Annotated in this window: 14 protein-coding genes; 3 read left to right on the top strand and 11 right to left on the bottom strand. The window is 73.5% G+C overall.

Annotation, left to right across the window (positions count from 1 at the left end; all coding sequences use genetic code 11):
* Window positions 1-110: 110 nt before the first annotated feature.
* Together ACFW2G_RS27700 and ACFW2G_RS27695 are read right to left on the bottom strand one after the other, a co-directional pair.
* Window positions 111-1,088: a hypothetical protein gene (locus ACFW2G_RS27700; RefSeq protein ID WP_384455379.1), complete on the bottom strand. Its 978-nt coding sequence runs from the start codon at window positions 1,086-1,088 to the stop codon at window positions 111-113.
* A 413-nt stretch (window positions 1,089-1,501) separates the two neighbouring features.
* Window positions 1,502-1,930 (bottom strand): SsgA family sporulation/cell division regulator, encoded by a 429-nt coding sequence (locus tag ACFW2G_RS27695; protein ID WP_384455376.1) that lies wholly within the window; start codon window positions 1,928-1,930, stop codon window positions 1,502-1,504.
* A 389-nt stretch (window positions 1,931-2,319) separates the two neighbouring features.
* Here ACFW2G_RS27695 and ACFW2G_RS27690 point away from each other — a divergent pair, with 389 nt between their 5' ends.
* On the top strand, window positions 2,320-2,910 hold the full coding sequence (locus ACFW2G_RS27690) for a hypothetical protein (protein WP_384584194.1): 591 nt from the start codon (window positions 2,320-2,322) through the stop codon (window positions 2,908-2,910).
* A gap of 215 nt (window positions 2,911-3,125) precedes the next feature.
* Here ACFW2G_RS27690 and ACFW2G_RS27685 read toward each other — a convergent pair whose 3' ends face one another.
* From ACFW2G_RS27685 to ACFW2G_RS27670, 4 genes are all read right to left on the bottom strand, one after another.
* The gene (locus ACFW2G_RS27685; RefSeq protein ID WP_384584191.1) at window positions 3,126-4,076 is read right to left on the bottom strand and encodes a serine hydrolase; all 951 of its coding nucleotides are present in this window, start codon (window positions 4,074-4,076) and stop codon (window positions 3,126-3,128) included.
* Between the two features lie 283 nt (window positions 4,077-4,359).
* Window positions 4,360-5,592, bottom strand: a complete 1,233-nt coding sequence (locus ACFW2G_RS27680; RefSeq protein ID WP_384584188.1) for a TerD family protein — start codon at window positions 5,590-5,592, stop codon at window positions 4,360-4,362.
* A 64-nt stretch (window positions 5,593-5,656) separates the two neighbouring features.
* Window positions 5,657-10,009, bottom strand: coding sequence for a CHAT domain-containing protein (locus ACFW2G_RS27675; protein ID WP_384584185.1), 4,353 nt, complete (start codon window positions 10,007-10,009; stop codon window positions 5,657-5,659).
* A gap of 89 nt (window positions 10,010-10,098) precedes the next feature.
* Window positions 10,099-11,169, bottom strand: a complete 1,071-nt coding sequence (locus ACFW2G_RS27670) for a hypothetical protein (RefSeq protein ID WP_384584182.1) — start codon at window positions 11,167-11,169, stop codon at window positions 10,099-10,101.
* A 380-nt stretch (window positions 11,170-11,549) separates the two neighbouring features.
* On the opposite strand from ACFW2G_RS27670, the gene ACFW2G_RS27665 reads away from it, so the two are divergent.
* Window positions 11,550-13,427 carry a caspase domain-containing protein gene (locus tag ACFW2G_RS27665; protein ID WP_384455358.1) on the top strand — a complete coding sequence of 626 codons (1,878 nt, stop codon included), beginning with the start codon at window positions 11,550-11,552 and terminating at the stop codon, window positions 13,425-13,427.
* A 76-nt stretch (window positions 13,428-13,503) separates the two neighbouring features.
* On the opposite strand, the gene ACFW2G_RS27660 is transcribed toward ACFW2G_RS27665, so the two are convergent.
* The 5 genes from ACFW2G_RS27660 to ACFW2G_RS27640 form a co-directional block, all read right to left on the bottom strand.
* Entirely contained in the window at window positions 13,504-14,184 is a 681-nt protein-coding gene (locus tag ACFW2G_RS27660; RefSeq protein WP_384584179.1) for an RES family NAD+ phosphorylase, read from the bottom strand.
* Window position 14,185: 1 nt separating this feature from the next.
* Window positions 14,186-14,863, bottom strand: coding sequence for a hypothetical protein (locus tag ACFW2G_RS27655; RefSeq protein WP_384455352.1), 678 nt, complete (start codon window positions 14,861-14,863; stop codon window positions 14,186-14,188).
* Window positions 14,857-16,017: a hypothetical protein gene (locus ACFW2G_RS27650; protein WP_384455349.1), complete on the bottom strand. Its 1,161-nt coding sequence runs from the start codon at window positions 16,015-16,017 to the stop codon at window positions 14,857-14,859. Before ACFW2G_RS27650 ends, ACFW2G_RS27655 begins: the two co-directional genes overlap by 7 nt.
* 1,032 nt (window positions 16,018-17,049) lie before the next feature.
* The gene (locus ACFW2G_RS27645; protein ID WP_384455346.1) at window positions 17,050-17,733 is read right to left on the bottom strand and encodes a hypothetical protein; all 684 of its coding nucleotides are present in this window, start codon (window positions 17,731-17,733) and stop codon (window positions 17,050-17,052) included.
* The gene (locus ACFW2G_RS27640; RefSeq protein ID WP_384455382.1) at window positions 17,718-18,053 is read right to left on the bottom strand and encodes a hypothetical protein; all 336 of its coding nucleotides are present in this window, start codon (window positions 18,051-18,053) and stop codon (window positions 17,718-17,720) included. The genes ACFW2G_RS27645 and ACFW2G_RS27640 overlap by 16 nt, the downstream gene beginning before the upstream one ends.
* 91 nt (window positions 18,054-18,144) lie before the next feature.
* On the opposite strand from ACFW2G_RS27640, the gene ACFW2G_RS27635 reads away from it, so the two are divergent.
* Window positions 18,145-18,276 (top strand): hypothetical protein, encoded by a 132-nt coding sequence (locus ACFW2G_RS27635; RefSeq protein ID WP_384455343.1) that lies wholly within the window; start codon window positions 18,145-18,147, stop codon window positions 18,274-18,276.
* The last annotated feature ends 41 nt before the right edge of the window (window positions 18,277-18,317 follow it).

The raw sequence follows: 18,317 nt of genomic DNA, 5'->3' as shown, positions 1-18,317 counted from the left end.
TCGCGGGTCGGTGTGGTGAGGGTACCGGCGACTTCTGCGGGCGGCGCCGTCCTCCGGACGGCGCAGCCCGAACCGCCGAGAGTCGATGGCCCGGACCGCCGATCCGGCTGTCAGCCAGTGGCGGGAGGGTAAACGCTGTCAACGGTGTCCTGGTCGGTGCTGGTCTGCCACTCCATGACCTTGCTGCCGTCGGTGCGTTCCAGGACGCAGCGGTCTGAGCGGAACCAGATGCTCGGGGCCAGCCTCTCACTGTTGGCGGGGTAGGAGCGCTCCACCGTGACCGTGGTGCTGCTGGAGTTCGTGGTCTCGGCGGTGACCGAGATGCCGGTGGTGGATTCCACCTCGCGGGCGTTGGTGGCGGACATGCCCACTGTGGTGCCCTGGGACTCCGTCTTCGGGATCTGCCCGCTGTGGTCGTAGGAGGAGACGACCTTGTAGAAGCCGTACCGCTTGAGGAGGTAGTACGGGCTCTCCTGGGCCTTGCGAGCCTGCCCCAGAGCGGGGTCGGTGACCAGTGGGCAGGGCAGGATTGTGGTGCCGATCAGGACCTCGGGCGTCGTGTGGGGGTTGGGCCGGGTGTACGCGGACGGGGCGGGTACCGGGCCGGCTCCCAGGCCGGTGGGGCCGAACAGGCCGTCGTCCTCGTTGCGGAGGGTGTAGCCAGTGCCCTCCGGCCGTAGGATCCAGATCTGGCTGTTGCGGATGTTGACGTTGGTGGTCCCGTACTGCGGGCTGTCGAGGTTGCCCCGTACCGTGCCGCTGGAGTAGTTGTCCGCAGTCAGGATCGTTCCGCCGACCTTCTGCTCGACGACGTATTCGCCGTTGTCCAGGCTCAGCACCTTCCAGGTCTGGGCCAGTCGCCCCTGGCCACTCGCGACCGACGGGTAGATCGTGGCGTAGCTGCTCGCGCTGAAGTCGGCGCTGGCCAGGTAGCGACCCCCGTGCGCTTGTTCTTCAGCCGGTACGAGTAGCCCACTTCCGGCCACGGCGAGCTCGTCCCGCCAGGCCCGAACTTCCGCTAGCTGCTTGGTGCGCTGTTCCTCGATCTCGTTCAGTCCCGTGCGCCGCGCGGTGATGCATCTCCGCAATTCGGCATCCAGCGTGCACAGGATCGTAGAAGGCCGTTCGCACGCAAGGCGCAGAAACCGGCAAGCCGACCGCACCGTCAGACGATCTGCGCACCAGACGTGAACCCAGGACCAACGGTGGCAGCCCGAGATCCGCTCACACCAGCCTTTTCAACTGCGACTTCACGTTGGCCGAGGCTCAGTGCAGGGCTCTGCCGGGACGGCTCGGACGGCGCGCCCTCAGACGGATCCGCCGGAACGCGGTCAGTCCCGGGGTCTGGGGGAGTGACGGCGTGGGGTCGGCGGTGGGGGCTCCGGATGGTCGGGCCGGGCCGAGGAGTGTCAGGCCGGCGAAGCGGCTCCGGAGTGTGCGTACGGGCAGGAGGGCCTGCCGGCCGCATGGTCGAGCACGGTCAGTCGAGCACGCTCAACGGTCACCGGGAGAAGCGGGAGATGCTGTCCAGCTCCGTATCCAGATGCCACCAGTAGCAGGGGTGGTGCTGCTCCCGACCGAACGGCACGAGGGTGTGGGTGCGGTCGAGGAAGGCCTTGAGCGGACGGTCGACGACGGCGAGCAGCGCTTCCTGCCGGTTGGCTCGAAGGCGGATCAACACCCGCTCGCCGTAGGGTTGTTCCATCGGAGAGACCGTCACGTCGCCTTCTCCGCAGGGGTGTCCGAGGCCGTCCAGGAGGAGCGCTCGGGCGAAGCGCCAGCTGTTCGTGGAGCCGTCGGGCAACGGGATGTCGAGGCGCACCGCGAGGGGGTCGCAGGTGTCGTACTTCATGCGCACCGGGATCCGGTGCGGGGGACCCTCGGTCGGCACGATGTCCATCGGGACCTCCTCGTCGACGAGCTTGCGCACAGGTCGTTCCTTCCTCGTTCTTCGCTTCCACGGCGTCCGCGGCCCCGTGGCACGGCGGCGGGCGCCGCGCACGGGAGCGCGACGGCTCCCGTCGTCACGGGGATCCGGATGCGGCGGGGGAGCTGCTGACCGAAGAGCGGGTACGGGAACGGACAGGCCGATCTGCTCGGTGGTTGGCGTGATCACGCGAGGTTCAACGAAGGGCGGCCGCACCACGTCACCGTGCGGGTTCTGCCGCTCGCGGGGCGGCCCCGGCCGATGCCGGGCGGGCCGGGGGACCTCCTCCGCGTCCCGGCCGGCCGGACGAACGAGCACAGACCGTTAACGCTGGGCTCAACGAGCTGTGCAGATCTCGTCGTCGGTCGGGCCGGCCCGGGCGCCGAGGATGGATGCATCGACGACGAGAGGAAGCCACCCTGGCGAACCCGGTGCCCGAGGCGTGCAAGAGCCCGAGGGACCGCACGCACGCGAGCGGAGCACGCGCCGGACCGGGGCGCCACCGAGACCGCGGTCACCTCGGTCGGCCGGCCGGATGCTGTGCGAGTGACCCGCCGCCGTGCTGCGGGGGCCGGCAGCGGTGGCGGCGCCACTCGCGCTGGGCGTGCTCAACGCCGTGTTCGCCCTGCGAGGAGGAGGCCCGCGAGCTGTACGACAGCTTCGCCGTCCCCGCCCCCGGCGAACCCCTCTTCCAGGCCGCCGCGGCCAACCTCAACCCGTGGACCGAAGCGGCCGTGGACACCACGGCCGCCGACAGCGGCCCCCTTCTGATCATCTCCGGCGAGAGAGACCACACCGTCCCCTGGGCCATCGCCAACGCCTCGTACAAGAAGCAGGCCCACGACGAGCACGCCGTCACCGAGATCACCGAGATCACCGAGATCAACGGCCGCGGGCACTCCCTCACCATCGACCACGGCTGGCGCCAGGTCGCCGACACCGCACTCGCCTTCGTCCGGCGGTTCGCCGAACCCGGCGCGTGACGGCCCCGTCGAGCCGACCGGCCCGCCCGCCACCGCGGAGGCCGAGGCCGACCGCCCAAGACGGGCCGCGCACGTACGTCCCGCCCTGCATGCGGCGCCCCGCCGCAAGTCCGGCGGAACGCGCGGCCGAAGGGGTGCGTACCGGCCAACCTGCCGGTGGGCGACGGCAGCCCTTCGCACGCCAGCCGGAACGCCGGTGCTGCGGTCGCTTCCGGTCACTCGTCGGTGAGCGGGCCGCTCGCCGCCACGGCGAGGTCCTCGACCAGGGCCATGCCGGTCTCCTGTGACCGCTGCCCGTCGCACAACACGGCCAGCAGCAGCGTGTGCCCGGCCGTCTCCACCCGTCCGATGCTGTTGGTCACCCAGAGTCCCGTCCCGCTGCGCGCGAGCCAGCCGTTCTTGAGCTGCGCTGCTCCGGGGGCGTCGGCGGCCGCCGACACGCCCCAGGCCTGATCGGCCGCGACGGAGCCCATGAGGCCTCCGAGGTAGTTCCGGGCCTCCGCGGACAGGACCGAGTCATGACCAAACACCGCCTGGAGTAGACGTAGTTGGTCGTCCGGAGTGGTCCGGGTGAGGCCCCAGTACGCGCCCTCGCCAGGAACCGTCTCGACGAGACCCAGCCGGGTGTTGGCCTCCGCGAGCCCCTGCGCACCACCGATGGCGTCCCACAGGGCGTTCGCCGCGGCATTGTCGCTGTTCTCGATCATGACCGTCGCCCACTGGCGCTCCTGAGCGGTCAGGGACCGCCCGGCGTCACCGGCCCGGAGCAGCAGCGCGGCGAGGATGTCGACCTTGACGATGCTGGCGGTGTCGAACGTGTGCTCCTCGGCATCGACGCTGCCGACCGACACACTGACCCCGGTGGTCACGTCGAGCACGGCCACCGCCGCGTTCCCCTCGGTCCCCGCCGTGGCTTCCCGTACCGCCGCCTCGACCTCGGTCGCCAGCCCATCCGCGATCTCGGTGTCGATGTCCTCCCGTGAGGGAGCCGTCGTCTGCGGACTCGGCAGCGCGGTCACCGAGGCGGCGGTCCGAACCGGGTTCGCGCCCGTCCGGGGCCACGGCCCCGTCTGGGCGACACCGATCGCGCCGGAGAGCGCGGCCAGCGTGCCGATCGCGAGGTAGCGGGGTATCCGGGACGGGGAGCGGTGCCTGTGGCGTGCCATGGGGCGAAGTTACGAACCCGGGATGGGAGTGGTGTGTGTGGCAGCTCTGGATCCGCTGTGAAGGCTCCCGCTCCCCAAGCCCGCCCGCGCGGTGCCACTGACGGGGAGCGGCCACGGGTATCACGACCGGATCGCGCTCCCGTCCCGGCGCCCGGCCCGCCACGACGGCCGCGCGAGCTTCCCCCTCTTCCGCCGCCACCGATTGCGAAACGGACCCGCACGCGTCACCGTCCCCGGTCCGGCACCGCGAACCAGTGCCGTATCGAGCCGGCCGCGGCCGTGGTCAGCCGCCGGCCGGGACGGTCTTGAACTCGACGGGACCGGTGCCCATGCGGAACTTGCCGTTGGAGTACAGCGTCGGGCGCGCCTCGACGTTGCGTCCGCTGTACTGCTCCACGTGTCCGATCCGGACGCCCTCCTCGGCCGTGAAGTCGACCATGGCGATGGCCACCCAGTAGGCCTGGGCCCGGGTGCTGAACAGGGGCACGGTCACGGTGGAGCCGCAGTTGTCGGTGACGACCACCCGTGCTCCGTAGGACCGGAACGATCCGACACCGTTCTCGACCGCGCTGTAGGCGCACAGCAGGACGTAGCCCTGGAGGTCGGGGCGGGCGATCGAGACGGTCTCGCGTCCGGGCTCCCGGGCGTCGCCGTCCAGGGCGATGAAGGGCGGGCCGGTGAGCGAGCCGAGGCGCCGGTAGTAGATGGTCAGATCGGTGGCCTTCGGCCGCTGCCCCCGTACGGTCACCAGGTGCCTCGGGACGGACAGCGCGTACAGGTCGAGGTCCGCGCCGGCCTGGCGTCGCCGCGTGCTCCCGCCGTCCCATTCGAGCGTCGCGGTCACGACGACCCGGGGGTCGTCCTTGCGCAGCGAGAGCACGTCCGTACCGGACTTGGTGAGGACAATGCGCCGCGCGGCGGGGGCCGGCGGTGCCGACGGCCGGGCCGGGACGGGGACCTGGACGGGTCCCTGAACGGGGGCCTGGACGGGGGTGGGCGTGACGGTCGGGGTCGGGCCGGGGTCGTCCACGACCACGCCGAAGTCCGTCGCGAGTCCGGCGAGGCCGGTGGCCCAGCCCTGTCCCACGGCCCGCACCTTCCACGCACCCGCCCGCCGATACAGCTCGACCACCAGGGCCGCCGTCTCCCCGCCCACCAGCGGCGGCGGTTCGAAGACGATCCGCGTCCCACCGCACTCGACCGCGGCCCGCGGGGTGCTTCCGGCGTCGAAGGAGACGGGGCCGCTCGCGCCGGTGTCGAGCGCGGCGACGATCGCGACGCACTCGACCGACGCGGGGACCGCGGCCAGGTTCACCGTGATCGTCGCGTCCGTCAGCTCCACCCCGCTCTCCACCGGATGGTTGAAGAAGACCAGATCGTGATCCCCGCGGACCCTGCCGTCGGCTCCGAGCAGCACGGCGCACACATCGATCTCCGCGCCGGGCGACACGAGCTGCACCCGGCACGAGGGTGCCGGCAGCGGGGCGTTGGCGCCCTTGGCGAGTCTGATGTCCATCGGTGGCCTCTCGTCGTGTTCCTGTGGGGCGGTCCCGGCTCCGCGTCCCGCCCCGTGCGTTCGGTCAGCGCCCCGTGGCGATGAAGCCCGCCCAGGCGCTCAGGTCGTCGGGCACGATGCGCGGCAGCAGGCGCGCCAGCCCGTCGGGAGCGTGTGGCGGCAGCGACCGGCCCGGGTCCGCCATCCACCGCTGCGCCAGCCGCAGGGCCTCGGCCGGCCCACGGCCCTCGGCCCGCAGGTAGTGGTGGGTCATGAACATCAGCAGCGACGTGGCCTCGTCGGGCACCGGCCACAGCGAGCCGACCACCGACCGCGCCCCGGCCGTGAGGAAGGCCGTGGCGAGGGTGTAGGCCTCGTTGGTCCCGCGCCCGGAGACGTGGCTGCGGCAGGCCGCCAGCACCACCAGGTCCGGGTGCCCGCCGTCCGCGTCGCCGTCGATGGTCTCCGTCAGCTCCTCCGCCGCCAGGTTTCCTCCGTGCAGCAGCAGTGCCGCGCTGTGCCGCACGTTCTCCACCACCGTGGCGTGGCAGGCCAGGTGGAGCGTGCCGCCCCGGCCGGCGCCGGACCGCAGCCACGCGAGCACCTCCTGCGGACGGCCCGTCCCGCCGGGTGTGGTGAGGCCGCCGGCCCCGGCGCGCCCGAGGTAGACGGCCTGCGGGTAGTAGGCCTCGCGCACGGCCGCCGCCTCCCGACCGGCGAAGGGCAGGTCTCCGGTCGGATCGCCGACGATGAGGGCCGCGTCGGTGCGGGGCCGTGCCGGGCGCTCGGCCACCTCGCACAGCAGTCGGGCGGAGGCGGTGTAGGTGAACTCCGCCGTGTCCAGCGCGTACCGGCGCCCTCCGCCGGACCGGGTGCTCCAGGCGGCGTGCCAGGGCACGGCCGACAGCTCTCCCATGGGGACGAGGACCAGCCGGGGCGCCCGGCCGGCCGGTGCGACCGGTACGTCCCGATCCAATCCGCACGCCAAGGGTTCCGCCACCGCCTGCCAGGCCCAGGCGCACAGCCGGTCGAGCCGCTGGGACAGCGACCTTGCACGGGGCGGGACATGGGTGCCGGGCCCGCTGCCCATGTCCCGCCGCGCGGGCCGGCCGCCCCGCTCCGTGGTGGTGACGGTGGTGAGGGCGTCGAATGCGGCGACCGGATCGAACACGGCGGCCGGATCGAACCCGTCGGCCGGGGCGACACCGGCGTCCCTCCGCGGTCCGTCCCGTTCCGGCGGGGTGGCCGTCATCCGGGCCTGCCGGACCGGCCCGCCCTCCGGCCGGACGAGGTACTGGCGTATCGGCTCGGCGTCCTCACGCAGCAGCGGCAGTGGTACGACGCCGGTCCGTCCGTCGGCCGCCACCACGAGCGCGGCGCCGGCGCCCTCACCGACAGAGCCTGGCGGGCCGGCGGGGAGCAGGTAGACCAGGGCGTCGCGCCCGAGCGTCCGCAAAGCGGCGGCGATCCGCGGTACGCCCGGTGGGGAGAGCAGGCGGGCGGCAGCATCGCCGTCCAAGGCCAGCAGCACATCCAGGACCTCGCGGCGCAGGGCGCTCGCCGGAGCGGCACCGGAAGCGAGCACCCTTGCCCATCGGTCCGCCAGCGCGCCGTGCCCGGCGTCGCTCAGGCGTCGTTCGACGGTCCGGGCCGTCGTCGCCGCGTGCAGGACGAGGCCGCGGCAGGCGTCGAGCGTCCAGGCGGCCTCGGCCGGTTCACCGTCCGCCAGGCACCAGTGGGCCACGCTCAGCGCGGTGGCGCTCGCCCCGGCGGCGGCCGTCGCGGCGTCGGCCGTACCGGCCTGGAGGAGCACGCCGTACGCGGTGGCCCGCAGCGCGTCCGCGGCGATGCGCCGGGACCTCTGCCGGTCGCCCGCGGCCCCGTCGTCCCGCAGGCGCAGGGACTTGGCGAACAGGAATCCGCTGTGGGCCCGGAAGGGATGCTCGGGGCCCCCGGTCTCCCGGTACGTCTGGTCCAGGACCTCGATGGCTTCGTCGAGCCGCCGGCGCCGCGACCAGGGGCGGCCCAGGACCGCTTCACCGCAGCCCAGGAGGCCGATGAGCATGCCGGACCCGAGCCACACGTCGTCACCGCGTACGGCTGCGTCCCGGGCCGCCCTCAGCACGGCGGCGGCGTCCCGCAGGGCGGAGCGGTCCCTGCTGCCGTAGGCGCGCGCCGCGCGCGCAGTGCCGATCGCGGCCAGCATCCCGGCGCGTTGTGTCGACGGCATGCCCGCCGTGGAACGGACGAGGTCGAGCGCGGCGATGTCGCCGCTCCCCGGTGGGGTGGCGGTCCGGGCCAGCTCGGTCCGCAGGGCCTCCCACGCCGGATGGCCGGGGTCCATGCCGAGGACCTCGGGGCTCAGGGCGGCGAGGGCCCGGTCCCGTGGGCCGGCGGATCCCGGTTCCAGGAGCGTTGAGAGGACGGGGAAGACGGCCTGGAGGCCGGCGAGGTCCGGCAGGCCCGCGCGCTCGGCCTCGGTCATCCCCTCCATGCGCCGGATGAGGTCCCGCATGGCCCGCACGCCCGCGGTGACGTCGTCGTGGCCGCCGTTCACCACGCCGTTGAGGATTCTGAGGACGGACTCCATGCCGACCATCACGTCCGGGTGCCCGGTGGCCGGGCCGTGCTCGCCCGGGGCGCCGGTCGCGGTCGCCGCCACCCCGGCGGCCTCGACTGCGCGGCCCAGCAGCGGGCCGGCGCGCAGCGCCCCGTAGTGGCCCTGCGCCACGCTGACGGCCATGCTCGCGTTCCGGCCGAGCGCCCCTTCCACGGGCGCGACCGTCTCCAGCAGGGCCTGGAGACGGTCGGGGGTGAGCCGCGTCCGGTCGGGGTCGAGCAGGGGGGTGTGCCGCAGCAGGACCATGGCGTGGGCGACGTGGTCCGTGTCGCGGTCGGTCCCCTGCTGCCAGCGCCGCAGCAGTTCCTCGACGTCTTCGGTGGGCCCGACGAGTTGGTCGACGGTTCGGGTCCAGTGCTCGGCATCCGTCGGCGTACCGGCGCCGGCCGCCGCGGCCGTCTCGGCGCGGTAGCGGGCCGCGTCGGGGTCGGCGGTGTTCCCCCCGCCGGCGAGCAACTGGGCGCGGACGACGGCTCGTATCAGGAGCGCCGACAGGAGGGGATTCGGCTCCGCCGTCCGGTCGAGGACGGCTGCGGCGGCCCGGGCGGAGGCCAGCAGCTCCGCCGGCCGGTCACTGGACAGGTCCAGGCGGTAGGCCGCCAGCTTCAGGAACGGGACGTGCGGGGGGCCGTGTTCCGGCAGCCACCGGGCGGCGGCCTCCTCCAGCAGCTCCAGGGCGTGTGCCTGCTCCGTCGGGTCGGTGTCGGCCGCGGGGAGGTCGACGAGGAAGCAGGCCAGCGCAACGAGCACGTTCGGGACGGCCGCGCCGGTGTGCGCGGCGGAACCGGTGACGCTGCGGACACGGTCGACCAGTGCGCCCGGTGCGGCGGCGGCTCCGTCCACCTGCCAGGCCTGTACCGCTGCGCAGACGGCCAGCGTCTCGGCCCGCTGCGCGCGGTCGGCCCAGAAGGCCTCTCCCTCCGACGCGGACTGCGCCGCGGAGGCGGCCTGCCGGGCCCTCGCCTCCTCGCCCGACGCGGTGAAGGCGGCGTCCGCCTCCCGGAACAGCCCGGCGTCCGAGGCCAGTACCCCCTGGTTGAAGAGGGCGACACCCCGGCCGTCCCCGATGGGCGACACGTCGTCGGCGTCGGCCTGCGCGCCCCGGACCCTCGCTGCCCGGGCTTCGGCGAAGTGGCGGGCCCCCTCGGCGAGGCCGGGCGCGTCACCGATGTGCGCCGCCCGTTCGGACAGCAGCCGGGCCAGGGCTTCCTGCAGCGCCGCGCGGTCCGCCGGCGCCAGGGCGGGTTCGTGGCCTTCGCCGGCCTCGGGGCTTTTGCCGTCGAGGAGCGCCGTGTAGCCCGCCACGGCCCGCGCGTGGTCGGACGGCGCGCCGGTGAGCGACCAGCGCAGGGCGGCGATCTCGGGCAGGTGCAGGCGTGCCCACCGGGCCGCGTCGGCGTCGACGGTGTCCCGTGGGAGGTTCACGACGGCGGCGACCAGCGTCTCGGCGCGATCCACCGTGGCCGGCGTCGGGTGCCCGTCGTCCTCCGTGAGGAGCAACTGGGCCAGGTGCAGGTACCCGTGGGCGCGCAGTTCAACGGGCCCGCCGTCCGCCGCCAGGCCCCGCTCCAGTGCGGCCCGAGCCAGTGCACGGTCGTACGGGCCCTGTTCGGGGTCGCCGCCGTCCGCCACCCGCTCGGCACAGAGCAGGCCGAGCCGCAGCCAGGTACCGGCAGCCTCCGGGGACCCGGGAGCCGCCTCCTGCGCCTCGCCCAGCAGCAGGTCGCGGTCCCAGCGGGAGGCGTCGAACCACTGGCTTTCCCACGGGGGCGGCAGCGGGTGGGCGGGATCGAAGCAGGGGTGGCGGGAGCCGGTCATCGTGGATTTCCCTCGGGTGCTTCGTCCTGGTGCGGATGGCGGGCGGATGTCGGCGGCGGGTGGGCGGCTGCCGCTGTCGGGTGCCCCGTTCAGGGCCGCAGGACCACGCCGAACCGGGTCGTCAGCCGGTGGACCTCCCACCACGTCACGGCGGTGACCGTGACCGGGCCGCCGAGCACGAACAGCAGCGCGAGCGGTACGGGCCCGGGCGGGAGGCCCGACGTCAGGAGGCCGACGGGCACGAACTCCCACACGAGGAGGGCGGTCAGCAGGCCGGGCAGCGCCTTGTGGATCTGGCCGGTCCCGAACCCGGCGCGCACCACGAGGCTGGACGAGAACAAGGTGAACGCCGCAGCCCACACCAGCAGGGCCACGATCACGATGGCGACCGCGAAAGCGATGTACGGGTGATCCTCCAGGGAGCCCAGTACCCCGATGGTCGCCAGCAGCAGCAACGGCACGGACGACAGCGCGCCCACGTACTTGGCCACGGTGATGAGCGGCACGCGCAGCGTGCCCCTCATCCGGGCGTGCTCGCTCACGGAGGCCCATCTCATGAGCAGGTAGACGAGCAGTGGGGCGGTCAGCACCAGCAGCCATGGCGCGACCATCATGCGTACGGCGCCGTCCGTCAGGGCGTTCTCGATGTCGTTCTGCGCCCCGTAGGCGATGAGGAAGACGGACGACGCCAGCACGGCGAGCACCGCGCGGACCTTTTTCATCCGCGACAGGGGAGGGTCGAGGATCGGATCGTGTTCCAGGCGGAAGACGCGATGCGCGCGATTGCGTGCCGATCGGACCAGCGAGTACATGATGAGGAGCGGGATCGTTCCCGGCACCAGCAGGACGGCGGCGTTGAGGCAGCCGGGTACGGACTGCGCGATTTCTCCCACAGACCGCCACTCGCGGAAGCCCTGGGGCGTCTCCTGCGGGGCGGCGGCCCCCCAGCCCTCGGGGGTCTGCTGCCCGTGTCCCCAGCCCTGCCCGGGGTGAGGGGTCGGGTAACCCCACCCTTGGACGGGGTGCGGGGCCGGTTGTCCCCAACCAGGAGCTGGCGGTTGCCCGGCGCCCCAGGGCTGCGGCTGTCCCGGTATGGAACCGTGCCCGTACGGACCGCCGGGGTTGCCCGGCGGCGTCGCGTTCGGAGTGGTGTCGGTCATGCTGTCCCCCTTGCGCCGGAGACCCCCGAGAGGGCGGCGCGGTGCTACGGAACGGATCAGGCGGAGGCACCCGGGCGGTGGCGCGGGTGGTACGGGCCGTACGAGCGGCGCGTATGCGGATGCGGGTACGAGAAGGAACGGAGCATGCGGATTCAGTGCGCCACGGACGGGCGCGAAGGCGTGTGCAGGCAGCCCGGGTTGACGGTGATGTGCCCGTCCGAACGCTGTTACGGCCCGGCCCCGAGCCCGCGCGCCGGGCGGGTGCCGACCTCAAGTGAACCCCAACCCGAGCCTTTTGGAGGCCTGTTTCACCGTCTGCGCCCCGAAGACAACCCGGATTCGCCCTACGGGCGACCCACCCCCTCTGCCAGGCTTTCCGCATGCCAACGGTCAACTGCCTCCTCGTGGGCATCGACGCCTACCCCACCCACCCCTTGACGGGCTGCCGCAACGACGTCGCGTCCGCCGAGCGATGGCTCCGCTCGCTGGCGGACCCCCTGGTGAACATCCGCGTGCTCACCGACGCCGGGGCCCACCGGTCGGCCGTCGTCGAGGCGATCACCACGCACCTCGGCGCGGTCGGCCCCGGGGACACGGCCCTGCTCTGGTTCAGCGGGCACGGCTCCGACCGTGCGACCGAGGATCCGCGCGAGGCCACCGGCCGGGCGCAGGCGCTGGTGTGCCACGACAGCCTGGACGAAGGTGGCCTGCCCCTGGCCGACGACGAACTGGGCGCGCTGCTGGACGGGATCGCGGCGACCGGCGCGCACGTCGTGGCCGTCCTCGACTGCTGCTACTCGGGCGGGGCGACCCGTGAGGACCGTAGGGCCCGCAGCCTGCCCTGGCAGCCGTCGTGGGACCGGCTCACGCGGCGCGGCGCTGGGAGATCGCTCTCGGGACCGGCCGCCGGCGCACCCCGGCACGTCCTGCTGGCGGCGAGCCGTCTCGACGAACTCGCCTACGAGACCCGTGTCCCGGACGCCGACCCGCATCCGGCGACGGAGGTCTCGCCCTCACCCGTCGATCCGGGGAGCAGCCACGGGGTGTTCAGCGCAGCGCTGTTGGAGGTCCTCGCCGACCTGGGCCCCGACGCATCGTGCCGCGAGATCCTCGACGTGGCCACGGCGCGGATGCACGGCAGGCCCGGACGGCAGCACCCCACCCTCCACGGCCGGGGGGACCTCGGGTTCCTGCACGGCGGGCGGGTGCCCGCGTCCCGTTTTCGGCTCGGCTTCGCGCACGGGTCCTGGTCGGTCAACTGCGGTTCCGTGCACGGACTGGACGCGGTGGGGGGCGAGTTCACCGTACGGACTCCGTCGGGCGGAACCGGGACCGTGGCGGTGCGCGAGGTGTTCCCCGAACGGTCCCGGGTGGAACCGCTGGACGGTCTTGCCGGGGCGCTGGACCGTACCCGCCTCACCCCCGCGGTACCGTCCGCCATGGCCTTCCGGCCCGCGGCCGTCACGGTGACCGGTGGCGGTGCGTGGACGGATCCGCTCAGGTCCGCGATCGATGACCACCCCCTGCTGGCGACCGGCGGCGACGGGACGCCGCTGACCGTCGCCGTCACGGACGGGGTCGCGCGCGTCACCGGCGGCAGCCGCCCCCTGCCGTCGCTGCCGCTGCGCGACGACGGCGACGTGGCGGGCGTCGTCAATGCCCTGTCGCACCTGGCGCACTGGCACCGGGTACGCGCCCTCGCGAACCCCGATCCGACGCTGTCCGAGCTCGTCCGGGTCCGCGTGGAGCCGATCCTCGGTGCCCAGCGCCTCTCGGCCACGGGCGAGCTGGTGCACGAGTACACCCCCGACGGGCAGCCGCCGCAGGCCCGCATCACGATCCACAACACTGCGGACCGCAGGCTCTGGTGCACCCTGCTGGACCTGACGGACAGCCACGGCATCTCACACGGGCTCTACGAAGGCGACTTCGTGGCGCCCGGCCACACGGCGTACGCCCTCAGGGGCGCCCCCGTCCTGCTCTACCTGCCCGAGGACCGCTTGGTGCAGCCCGGCGCGTACGTCCAGGACTGGCTGAAGGTCATCGTTTCCGAGAACGAGTTCGACCTCGAACCCCTCCTGCTCCCGCCCTGGTCCACCGAGAATGCGGGGCGCTCGACACGCGGGGCGTCCGCACCGCTCCTGCGCGTCGGGGGATCCGCCGCCGACCGTGACCTGGGCGGGTCCTCCGCGACCGGCCGGTGGGGAACGTCCACGTTGGCCCTGCGCACCGAGGTACCGGGCCCGGCCCGTTGGTGAGGACGCCTGGGAAGGCCCGCGTGTGGACCCGGAACAGGTAGGCCCACGCGGGTCGGTGCGGGGACGCCCAGGCAGGTCACCATGCCAACTGCGACACGGACACGGCGGGAGCGACCCTGGCTCCGTAGCCGGAGAGGACCTGGTTCAGCCAGTGCTCACCCTCCGGTGTCCCGAAGTCGATGCGCGGGGCCGTGTCCGCCTCCAGCAGCTTCGCTGGGCAGCGGTCCTCGAACAGCACGGTCGCCCGGTCGGCCGGTTCCCGCTTCGACGGCCACACAAAGCCCGCCGCCCAGGGTTCCGTGTGCTCCCTGATCCACCGCGCCCAGTCGCGGGTCTGCGGGTACTCGGGGGGCTCGGCGTGAATGAGCCAGGAGTCCTGGCCGACGGCGGCGAGGTCGGCGCCCGACATGAGCGACAGCACGTCGATGTCCTCGGACAGCTGCAGAAAGGACAGGCTCCGCCGGGCCACTGCGGCCCGCGGGAGGAGGCGGAGCCCGCCGTCGGGGCGGAAGGGCACCGACCGCAGCAGCACTTCGCTCACCGCGGCGCCCACGCCGAAGCCCGCGTAGAGGAACCCGAAGGGGGCGCGGGCGGTGCCGTCGAACCGGCCGCCGCCGTAGAGTTCGTCTGCCGGTACGGGGTTGAAGGCCGTACCGGGACGGCGCGAGGAGTGCACCCGGTACAGCGGGGTCCCGGCCGGGAGGACCACCGGTCGCGGAACGCCGGGCAGGGCCGCGGGCGGCGGTTGGTTCGGCACGTCAGTCCCCCTCGCCCGCGCCGGACGCCTCGCGGCCGGCCGCCCACAGTGCGACGTCGCGGCCGGTTCCGAGCAGTGCCGATGGGGGCTCTCCCCACCAGGTGTGCTCCGAGGCCCACCAGTCGGCCGTGCCCCACGGGTCCTCGGCCGCCCCCAGCAGGGCATTGATCCGGGCGACGATGTCCCAGGGGGCGGCGCCGGACTCGAACTGGAACGCTGGGTAGCGGCGCCGGCCCCGTGCGTCGGACAGGGCGATCAGGTCCCGGTGGGTCGGATCGCCGCCCGCCCGCACGAGCTCCGTCTCCGACAGCGCCGGCATGTCCAGCAGCCGTTCGCGGACCGGTCGGAGCCGGGGTCCCACCATGGGATTGCCGTCGATGACGAGCATGCACAGGTCGGCGGCGTCGAATCCGGCCGCGGCCTGGGCCTGCGCTCCGGCATACCGGGCCGCGTCGGTGTCGCGGCGCAGTTGGTCCGCCTCGTCCTCGGGCAGGGCGTCCAGCACCGCCCGTACGACGTGCGCGACGATCTCCGCGCGCTCCGTTGCCCCGGCGTCCTCCTCGGCGCGCAGCCTGCCGAGCAGCGCCGTGAGTTCGTGCCGCACGGGCCGGGGGAGCCGCGGTGCCAGTCGGTCCCACCGTGCGGCGAACACCCCGAGCATGTCGGGGGAACTCACCATGTCCCCTCCACCACCTCGTCGCACCGGTACGCGGCCGGCTCGCCGGCCCCCTCCACCCTGCGACCGTCCAGCACCCGCAGCAGTGTTCCGGCGGAGGCCGGACGCCGCATGACCAGGTGCACCTCGCGCCCGGCGGCGACGGCTGCGGCGAGCGTCGGCCACAGGGCGCTCACGCTCTCCTGGACGGGCAGCCCCCCGCGCCCGGCGCCCAGCAGGGCGAAGCAGATCGAGCGCAGCGGAGGATCGAAGAGCGGCGCTTCCCGCGCCATCAGGGACAGCGCCCCGGAGGCGGCGGCCGCGACGTCCCGGGGCAGGACGTCGTAGTCGTTCGAGCCGGTGCGCGGAATGGCCACCGCGGCGTGGTAGACACGGCGTACGCCCTGTCCGGCCAGGGCTCCGGAGGGGGTCGGGACGACGGTACCCGGAGCCACCGCTCCGTGCGCCAGGCGGTGCTCCCGGCGCCAGGCGGTCAGCCCTTCCTGGAGCGGATCCTCCACGACGGTCCCCGAGGCGTCCCGGACCGCCGCGGCCCGGCGCAGGGCGGCTCCCACCGAGGCCTTGTACGGGCCCGGGAGGCTCAGGTGGGTATTGGTCGGCGCCACCACCACGTCCACGCCGCGCAACAGCTCCACGGGGTGGATGTGCAGGACCACCCGCGCGTGGCGCCCGGCCCCCCGCAGCTCGGCCCGTTGGTGTTGGAGGTCCGGGGCGGGCAGCGGTGCGGCCCGCTCGGCGAGCGTGCGGGGGTGTGCGGCGGCACCGTTCGCGGCGACCCAGCACACCTGCTCGGCCACCTGGTTCAGGACCATCCCCTCCTGGAACTTGCGGAACCGCTCGGTGCTCACCCCGTAGACTTCGGCCGCGAGCCGGCGGCGGTCGGCGGCAGCCCGGCTCCGCAGTGCCGGCGCGAGGCCGAGCGAGAACTCGGCGGCCTGTCGTAGGTCGCCCTCTCCTAGTAGTTCGACGGCCGTCCGCAGCGTCCGCTCCACGGCCATCGGCCAGGAGGCGGGGGGCGGATCCGCCACACAGGCCGCGGCCCGGCGCAGCAGCGGGACGTCGAGGTGGCGCAGCCGCGTCACGCCCTCGCGGCGGACGACCTTGATCTCGGCCAGCATCGACGCGGGGTCGAGGGGCTCCTCGGTCGGCCATGGCATGCTGCCCATCGTGGCACAGCCACGCCTCCGACATGTCGCACTTCCCCGTTCTCGCTCCACCGCCCGCCCCTCTCCCACATGCCCCACAGTGCAGGCTGGTTACGCACACGCGGGGCGGGTAGGGCGAGGCTTGCTCGCCGACCGACGAGTTCCGACGGCTCCCCGCGGACCGCTTCGGCGGATCCGTTCGGCGTGAGCGGGGGCTCGCTGGTGGACGCCGTCCCGGCATCCGACGGTTCGATCCCTGCACTGCTCGCCGCCGCCGACCCGCACCCCGCCTCACCTGCTGTCGTCCCCCCGGTCCTCGTCTGAACAGACAGATCAGGCCGGGCGAGTTCCTCCGCTCCCGGCGTTCCCCCGCCCCGAAGAGGTCGGCCTGCCGGACTTCGGAGGCCGCCGCCGGGCCTGGTGTCAGAACCGGACGGCGGCCGGCTGGGTGCGGAACCCGGGGAGGCGCCTGCCCGTGGGGCGGGCGGTTCTCAAACGCGCGGGGGCGCACTTCAGGATGGCGACTTCCACGGGCACGTACTTGATCGCCTCCTTGTCGGCCGCGACCGGTGGTGGGCCTGACCCTGCGGCTGCCGACTGACTCAAGTGGCTGTCGTCGTGGAGGCCCGCGACCGAGGATCCCTTCCGGTACCCGCAAGCACCGGTAGAGCGGCGGCAACCGTACCCCTCTGAGGCCACTCCTCCCGGCTTCGGGCGGTCGAGCAGTTCCGCGACGAGGCAATGAAGTCGTCTTCCGTGGTGCGGCGGAGCTCTGCGACATCCGAGGCAGCGGCTGTCGGGGGCGCTCAGAAGAAGCCGAGCCGCTTGGGCGAGTACGAGGCGAGGAGATTCTTCGTGTGCTGGTGATACACGCCTCGCGTGCCCTCTGACCAACGGAAACGGCCAGGATTCGGCCATGCCGTGGGTGGCTGGTCCACGTATGGCCCGGATCTTGATCGGCAGGGAATGGGCCTCTGGCGAATCGCCCGTAGCGGCGGCGAGTCGGCACGCAACCGGCGGCACCTCTCCGTTGACCTCACGGCGTCACCTCCTTGGTGAAGTCGGCGTGGCGAGCTCGCGGCGCTCAGCGCTCTGTCTCGCGGTGGGGGTAGTGCTCGGGCAAGCCATGAGGCGTGGGGACCGGTGTTCTGCCGGGCCCACGGTGCCTATCTTGCGACGTCGGGTGCCGCGCTCGGGATTGCCCCCGGCCTCGCCCGGCGCATGGCCATCGCTGCTGCAGTAGGCGCCGGAGCGATGCTCCGTGCCACCGGTGCCAGCCCTGCCGAGCTTCGTGGCGGTGCGGTCGGCCTCACCGTGCCAGCGCCATGCGTCGCCGTCGCCTCCGTCCTGGGCGGCCGTCACCGCGGTGTGCAGGCACAGGCTGCCGAACGTGCCGCGCAGCCGGTCGCTGCCGCCCTCCAGCTGCGGGCGCAGGATGTCGGCGGCATCCGCCACCATCCGCAGCGCCTCCTCGGTGTAGCCGCTGACCCGCAGCCCGTTGCCGATGATCCAGGCCGCTGAGGCGAGCGCGATCGGGTCGTCGGCCTGCTCGGCGGCCATCCGGGCGCGGTCGACGATGACCCAGTACAGCTCGGGCTCGACGATGGGGGCCACGTACTGCTGGGCGAGGGCGTAGGTCTCGGAGAGGACCACCGAGGCCCGGCGCTTCTCGGCGCCCTCCGTGGCCCGCACCGTGGCGTGCCCGGCCTCGATCAGGCGGGGCAGCACCGAGGCGACCGCCGTGCGCTGGTCGCGGGCGCGATGCCAGACGTCCCACGCCTGCCGGACCCGCCCGGCCAGATGCCCGACGTCTTCCGGCGTGCCGGCCGCGGCGAACAGCGGCGCGTGGATCGCCGACGCAGCGCGCCCACGCCAGGATGGGTGACCTTGCCGCCGTCGTACACCGGCACGGAGACATCCGCCTGAGGCAACTCGTTGACGTCCTGGCAACCCAGCACCCGGGCGAGCTGCACGATCATCGCGAGCGACCGGACGGTGCGCTCCCCGCGCTCGACGTTCTTGACCCAGTCCTCACTCCGGCCGACCAGGCCGCCCAGCGCCGAGCGGCGGAGCCCGCGATACTCGCGGCGCCTTCAACAACTCGCCGTCTACCGTCATCTGCACATTGTCATCAGGCATATGAGCCCCCTCAGCAGCTTCCTCACCCTTCTCGGGGAGGACCCCTCGGCCGGCCCGTCCTCGCTGCGGGGCGAACTGGACGACTACGGCCCCGACAGCGGCGACGGCGAGCGGGACGGCGGAATGGAGTGACGCCGTAGATCGCGCGTGTCACTCCGGATCGTTCCGGATGC

This window comes from Streptomyces sp. NPDC058880 (assembly GCF_042742535.1).
Taxonomy (GTDB): Bacteria; Actinomycetota; Actinomycetes; order Streptomycetales; family Streptomycetaceae; genus Streptomyces.
The sequence above is the reverse complement of the archived record's forward strand: the minus strand, read 5'-3'. Positions and strand labels throughout refer to the sequence as shown.

Coding starts and splice junctions, on each gene's coding strand:
- ACFW2G_RS27690 (WP_384584194.1), top strand. CDS start 2,320: ATGCATCGACGACGAGAGGAAGCCACCCTGGCGAACCCGGTGCCCGAG.
- ACFW2G_RS27685 (WP_384584191.1), bottom strand. CDS start 4,076: ATGGCACGCCACAGGCACCGCTCCCCGTCCCGGATACCCCGCTACCTC.
- ACFW2G_RS27680 (WP_384584188.1), bottom strand. CDS start 5,592: ATGGACATCAGACTCGCCAAGGGCGCCAACGCCCCGCTGCCGGCACCC.
- ACFW2G_RS27675 (WP_384584185.1), bottom strand. CDS start 10,009: ATGACCGGCTCCCGCCACCCCTGCTTCGATCCCGCCCACCCGCTGCCG.
- ACFW2G_RS27670 (WP_384584182.1), bottom strand. CDS start 11,169: ATGACCGACACCACTCCGAACGCGACGCCGCCGGGCAACCCCGGCGGT.
- ACFW2G_RS27665 (WP_384455358.1), top strand. CDS start 11,550: ATGCCAACGGTCAACTGCCTCCTCGTGGGCATCGACGCCTACCCCACC.
- ACFW2G_RS27655 (WP_384455352.1), bottom strand. CDS start 14,863: ATGGTGAGTTCCCCCGACATGCTCGGGGTGTTCGCCGCACGGTGGGAC.
- ACFW2G_RS27650 (WP_384455349.1), bottom strand. CDS start 16,017: ATGCCATGGCCGACCGAGGAGCCCCTCGACCCCGCGTCGATGCTGGCC.
- ACFW2G_RS27635 (WP_384455343.1), top strand. CDS start 18,145: ATGAGCCCCCTCAGCAGCTTCCTCACCCTTCTCGGGGAGGACCCCTCG.